At 58.1% G+C, this 6,309-nt stretch carries 5 protein-coding genes; 1 reads left to right on the forward strand and 4 read right to left on the reverse strand.

Annotation, left to right across the window (positions count from 1 at the left end):
- The 4 genes from LJE91_11010 to LJE91_11025 all read right to left on the reverse strand — a co-directional run.
- The coding region (locus tag LJE91_11010; protein MCG6869222.1) for a hypothetical protein at positions 1 to 534 on the reverse strand (534 nt) is incomplete at its 3' end.
- A 544-nt stretch (positions 535 to 1,078) separates the two neighbouring features.
- Positions 1,079 to 1,651, reverse strand: coding sequence for a DUF3365 domain-containing protein (locus tag LJE91_11015; protein MCG6869223.1), 573 nt, complete (start codon positions 1,649 to 1,651; stop codon positions 1,079 to 1,081).
- A 284-nt stretch (positions 1,652 to 1,935) separates the two neighbouring features.
- Entirely contained in the window at positions 1,936 to 2,871 is a 936-nt protein-coding gene (locus tag LJE91_11020) for a putative capsular polysaccharide synthesis family protein (protein ID MCG6869224.1), read from the reverse strand.
- A gap of 44 nt (positions 2,872 to 2,915) precedes the next feature.
- Positions 2,916 to 5,393, reverse strand: a complete 2,478-nt coding sequence (locus tag LJE91_11025; protein MCG6869225.1) for a hypothetical protein — start codon at positions 5,391 to 5,393, stop codon at positions 2,916 to 2,918.
- A gap of 621 nt (positions 5,394 to 6,014) precedes the next feature.
- Between LJE91_11025 and LJE91_11030 the strand changes: the two genes are divergently transcribed.
- The coding region (locus LJE91_11030; GenBank protein ID MCG6869226.1) for a hypothetical protein at positions 6,015 to 6,309 on the forward strand (295 nt) is incomplete at its 3' end.

Consider the following 6,309-nt stretch of genomic DNA (forward strand, 5'->3'; position numbering starts at 1 on the left):
CCACGGCACGTTGCGCTTCGACTTCGGTAGGCAGACCAGACCGAGGGTCTGGTAGAGATACTCGTGGGGATATACGAGCAACCCATTCCTGCGTACTTTGTGTTTCTTGCACAACCACCGGCGCAACCGCATGGTGGTGTAAGCTCTCCACCACCTCTGTGGTTTCCTGCCCTGCCCTGTCCCGGTCCGGGCTGTCAGCGCGTGGATCTTCTCGACCACGTGCTTGACACTCTTGCGCGACGGTTTCGCCCCGAGATAGGGACGCCCGCTGCGGTGAATAGAGCCGTCCGAACGTGTACCCGAGGAAGTCGAACTCCCCTTCCGGGACCCTTTCAGGGCTTGCGCCAGTTCACCCAGCCATCGCTCCACCCCGTACGCCTCAACCTCCGTGAAGTCCTGCCGGTCCACGCCCGGCGCGCCCTTGTTGGCACGCCAAGGGGCTTCCCGTGTTGCGTATGCTTCCCTTGTGTACATGCTGTCGCCAATACCCCGGCGAAGTGGCTGGGTGCCTTGTTCGCTCTCTTCCCCAGCCATGCCAGCCTTCCCCGCATTGTCCGACGGGTCGGCCTTCGCATTACCCTTTTCGAGGCTTGCTCAGCGTTCACTCGCGTTCCGGCCTGCACACTCGCCAAGTCACCCTAGGTGACCCTCTACACCAGAGGCTTCAGCCACTTCGTTACCTCCATGACTGCTCCGATTGCTTCCGGCTGGAGCGAAAGTTGCCGGGTGGGTCTCTCACCCACTGGGATAGCACCGCCTTCCCACGGCGCACGTCAAAGCTTGATCATCCTGGTGCCAGGCAAATGGCTCGCGGCCGGTTTGGCCGTCTCCCCGGGCACTGCTTTTACACGAGGTTCGAAAGTGGTGAGTTGGCTCGGCGATCAGGATGGATTCGGCTTTGGAATGGTGGGCGTAGACATCAGGCCCGCTGATGCGGCGACCATCTTCGAGGTTATCGACGCGCTGAATACGACCCGGGACCGTTTCTCATCACGACATGTCGCAAGGGCGAAGCCCGTTCCGCCCTCGCAGAATGTATGTACGATGTGGTCCGGTGCCGGGTCGGATCGGACGAATCCTACAGGTCTTTCTTGATGGTCAGGGCCCCTCGCAGGTCCCCAGGAATGAAGCCGCGGGCCTTGTCTTCCGGATAGAGTTCATCCAGCCTGGCCTTGACCTCGGGCTTGAGGCTGGTTCCATGGCAGTTGAAGCACACCCCACCCAGCGGGATCGCCTTCATATAGCGGAAGACCTCCTTACCGTTGTCGTCGACCACCTCGTAGTACTCCATTTCCTCCAGAGGTTCCCCTGCGGCCTTGCGTGCCTGAAAGTCCGCCAGGACCTTCTTCTCCCAGGCGTCCGGCGCATTCTTCGGGTTACGCAACTTGTGGCTGGTCCGTCCCACGTCCATACCGGTCTCCTCAGAGACCCGCTGGGAGGTTGGCAGCGCCTTGACGTTGCAGACCTCGATGGCCGCCGCGGCACCTTTGGCCTGTGCCGCCTCTGTGACCACCTTCTTGAGTTCGATGAAGAGCTGAGTTCCCGCCGCGCGGGCCTCCGCAGCGTATGCATCGACTTCCTGGGGATCAGCGGCGATGGCCGCGGTTGTACCCAGTGTCAGGCAGAAGGCGTAGAAGGCAAGTTTAATCATGTCTCGATGCTCTCGAATGTGTGATCGACGCGCGATCTTAGGCGATTTCTATCAAATGACATACCATCCTGCTTGTCTTTTCGTCCGTCCTCTGTGTTGCGACAACAGTGACATAGTTTGACTATGCGCCTGTCGTCGCGCCTTGATGACGAACGAAAATCCGGCGCAATCTGGTATGCCATTTTCCGGCAATCGCCTTAGCGCTGCCCTCAGAATTCGTCACAGCGAATCTTGCGGGAAGCTGCCGCCGTCCCGGTCGACAGGTTAGTAGTGGCGGGAACCGGCTACTGCCGGACCCAGCGCTTCCGGAATTCGGCGATTTCCACCTCTGTATAGAAGTGTCTCGAAAATTTCGAGTCATACATCCTGTCGAGGTAGTCGGACGGTAGTTTGATGATGCGTTTGAAGCGGTCGTAGATCTCCGCGTACTCCTTGCCGTCACCGACATTCCGGTTGATCAATTGAAACCCGTCGACTCCCAGGAACTCCGAGAAGGCCTGTGCCGCACAACGGTTCAGGTCCTCCAGCCGGATCACCAGAAAATCTGCGTTGTCACCGCGACTGATTTGGTAACCTTGTTCCACCGGAAACTCGAATTCAAAGATATCGAAACCGAGGACGTCCCGGAATTCCCGGTCGAAATACACCAGCGGTGTCTCGTGCCTGCACTTTTCGTAGAATAGGTCGATCAGTCGGACCTGATCGTCCCTGCATACCCGGGTTTCGAACTCGTATTCCCATGATTTCAGGTCCCAGCAATCGCCATCCTCTGACAGGACCTCGATATGCTCGAAAAAGGTCGCTAGATTACGCGCTACCGGATCGCGCACCAGCGAGATGACCCGCCACTTTCCCGTACGTCCCGGTTCCTGCAGGTGTCTGCGGATGAACTGGTATTGCCAAATGTGTTGTAGGGCCCCGACCTTGTGCGTCCTGAGGTAGGGCCTGCGCTTTTCCTCGTACTTCTGGACGAGATCGGGGGAGAGAAAGTGAACGTGATAAATCGGTGCATCGAGATTCACCGTCTTCAGCGTGGCGACAGCAGTCGATGAGCCGACCTTGCCCATCTGATAGACCAACAGGGGTGGCTCGGCGTAACTCCTGTATACCTTTTCCTGGTTCGAAAAGTAGTAGCGCTTCGCGAGACCGTAGTTCGCCCGGCTGGCACCGACCAACAGCCGATTGACGATCCGTGAACCTCGCCTCGTATCAGACATCATCCAGTACCGGGAGCGGTGGCTGCATCAGCCACCGATAAAAAGGCTCATGGCGCGATATCGAAGGCGTCGATAGACACCCGGCTGCCCGTCGAGAGGGGATTTCGGTCGCCTGAAACCACCACCGCAATGGTGTGCGGCCCATAGGGAAGGCCCCCGTTCCTGAATACCTCCCTCACACCGTTCTTCTCTCCATACAGGTCTACAGTTTCCACCAGGGTATCGTCGATAGTGACCTCCGCCCTGCCGGATTCCGGTCCCGAATTGCCGATCCAGGCGACACCGGTGCCGACAAAGTTCAGATCGGCTCGATCACCGGGAGAATCGGACCAGGTCGCGTTTAAGCCGCTGAACGCGTCTCCCTCCTGCCGACTCCAGGTCCCGGTGAAGCGCACCGGCTCCCTGGTATTCTCGTATCGTACCGGTCTGGAGACCAATGACCATCGCGCCCCCCCGTCGACAGACCGGTAGAGGTTTTCGTCGGATGCCGCGTACAGCGTGTGATCACGAGGGTAGCGCTTAGAGAAGGCCAGATAGCGTATCCGATCGATCGGAATCCCGGACGGTCTGTCGAAGGTCTCGCCGCTGTCGCTGCTGATAAACAGCCCCTTGCCTTTGACACTAACAGCTATGGTGCGAGTCTTTTCGAATTCGGGTGATACCGCGATCGCCTCGATACTGCCGTTGACTTCGCTTGCACCCGAGTTTTTCCAGGTCCCACCACCATCGGTCGAAAAGTACAGACCGGCAGTGGTCCCGGCCGCCAGCCACCCTGTCTTATCGAAATTGTCTGGCATCGCCAATTCCACGTCCATGGCGGTTCGGTGCGCCTCGGTTTGCTCCCTCCATGCGTTTACGGGGTCGAGACCGATATTGGCCAGCGTCCAGGACTCGCCGGCATCGGTCGATTTTGCGACACCGAGCGTTCTCACGGTTGCGAAAAGGGTCTGGTCATTCGAGAAATCCGGCGACAGGTACAGACCGGTGACGGCGTGATATTCGGCGTCCCACAACAGGGTCGAAGTCCTGCCGGCATCTCCGGAACGATAGATACCATGCCAGCGGGTACCGAAGAACAGCGTCTTCCCATCAGGGGCGACCGCGACGACGGTTGGATACGGATCCTGGAAGGTATGCGCCGGAAACCAGGCATCGTTCAGGGAATCCATACCGAGCTTCCTCAACACCTTGCTAAGGAAACTTTTCGCGTCATATACGAAATCCTTCTCCTCACCATGGCCAGTGGCCGTCCAGCTCTCCCCACCGTCCACAGACTTAAGCAGTTTTCCATAGGCGCCGGAATAGATTGTCCTGTCTTCGGCGAAGTTGTCGGAAAACGTGAGCTTGGAAAGACGCGTCCGGGTCAGGCCACGATTGCCAACGACCCAGGTGTCACCGCCGTCCTCGGAAAAGTAGGCCCCACCGCCGTAGGTACCCAGACCGATGACCACCTTGCCATCACCCGCGTCTTCGGTTGCCAGCGCCTTGATCAACCGAACCGGTAGAATCTCCGCCTGCTGCCAGCTTTGTCCGACATCTGTCGAGACGAAGAGCCCGTCGAAACCGGCAAGGAATATGGTTCTGTCGCGCCCGTATGCTCCTGAGAAAACCGCTTCCCGGAAGCTCGGCGATTTGTATTTAGCCGAATTGGACTGAGGGTCCGTGGTCAGCCCGCTCGACCTCTTTTCCCATTCGGCTCCGCCATCGGCCGAAATGAAGGCGGCCTCTTCCCAGGTTGACACAATTACCGTGTGGTCGTTCGCGTATTCAGGTGAGACGGAAACCGCTACAATCGGCGCCGCCTTATCTCCAAAACCATCTCTCACTCGTTCGAATCGTTCTCCCGCATCGTCACTCCGGTACAGCGTCCCGCTCTCCGTCCCGATGAACACCACGTCCCGAGCCGGTGGCTCGCCGGCAGCGATCGCGATTGCCGTGACCACCCCGTCCACATCACTCTTGCCAACCACTTTCCAGGTGTCACCACCGTCGGTGGAGCGATACAGCCGTCCCGCGGCACCTCCGGCAACCGCAAGCTTCGATGAGACGCTTTGCGAGATCGCCACTGACTCCACACCGGCGGCCAGCACGCGTCGCCAGTTCCGACCCCGGCTCTCGGAACGAAACAGGCCTTCACCCTCGACGATGGCGAGGACCACCCCGTCAACGGAATAATCCGGAGAAATGGCAAGCCCCGTAACCTGTCCCCCCGGCAATCCGGCGCTAGCCTTGTGCCAGGAATTTCCCCGATCGGTGGACCGGTAGATCCCGTCACCGAACGTGGAGACGAAGACGGTTCTGTCGGTTACAAAGTCGGGTGATATCTCGACGGCGGAAAAATAGGTCTGATTGTCCAGCCCGTCGGATAGCTCGTTCCACTCATAACCGCCGTCTTGAGATCGGAGAAGGTGACTCGTATTGCCGACGAAAATTGTGCCGTCCTGATCGAATCCGGGAGATACCGCCAGCACGTCCACAATATCGTGCGGAGAATGCGCCAGAACCACGCCAACCATGAATGGCATTAGAAGAAATAACCCCAGCATATGAGATAATAGAAAGAGGCGTCCAGCCCCTTGCCGCTCGTAGCTGGTCTGTCTGATCCGTTCGTTTCCTGTTTCGTTTTCTATCATTTTGGTCAATGTCGAAAGGTCTTTTTGCAATGATCCGCCCCGCCTTCTGAACCCACACCGTCAACCGCGGTATCGGGGAGATTCACTTCGCAGGCTTCATGGACTGGAACACCGAATTGGGTAGGGAAGGTGCCGATCACGTTGCACGACTCCGTGACTGCCGCTTTCAACATGGGATTGGTAGCGGGTTACTCGGCCCTTTGGATGATACCAATTGGATGATCCTGGTGTCATTCTGACGTCACATTTCTTGGGTAGGACAATGTTTCGAATGCCCGCAGACTCTCGGTCCCGGACACACCCACCTCCGGATCAAAGGGTTCGGTCTGCTCCGGTGGCCACATAATGTGACGGGAGTCAAGGATCCTGTCAAAGGAGTCTTGTAATTAGGTAGTAGGTTATTGAGTGCGCTATATTGGTCGCACAGGTCTGCGATAGAGGTTTATTAGATTCTCGTTACTTGTTGTAATGATTTGTTTTTATTGGAATGGAGTTGTACTGGTTTTGCATGGCATGGTTAGGATAATCAGCCCAATCGGCAAGTTTTCGAGATGGGGTTCGGGCTGTGGAACATGGCGTTTCGATCGGCTGTGGCCGAAGGTCGCGAGCCTCTTAGCGATCTCCCTTCTGGCACTTAACGCCGGGGTCGCACGGGGGGCAGCCTACGAGCAGTCCGCCGGTGGTCTGGTGGTGATCGAGGCCGAGCACTTCGACGCCAGTACGCCTCGGGCCGGTCACGAGTGGCTGCTGAAGACCTCCCCGGGCGGTTTCGAGGGCGAGGGTTCCATGCTTGCCGCGCCGGAGGATT

The organism is Gammaproteobacteria bacterium (genome assembly GCA_022340215.1).
Taxonomy (GTDB): Bacteria; Pseudomonadota; Gammaproteobacteria; order JAJDOJ01; family JAJDOJ01; genus JAJDOJ01.

Coding starts and splice junctions, on each gene's coding strand:
- LJE91_11015 (MCG6869223.1), bottom strand. CDS start 1,651: ATGATTAAACTTGCCTTCTACGCCTTCTGCCTGACACTGGGTACAACC.
- LJE91_11020 (MCG6869224.1), bottom strand. CDS start 2,871: ATGATGTCTGATACGAGGCGAGGTTCACGGATCGTCAATCGGCTGTTG.
- LJE91_11025 (MCG6869225.1), bottom strand. CDS start 5,393: ATGCCATTCATGGTTGGCGTGGTTCTGGCGCATTCTCCGCACGATATT.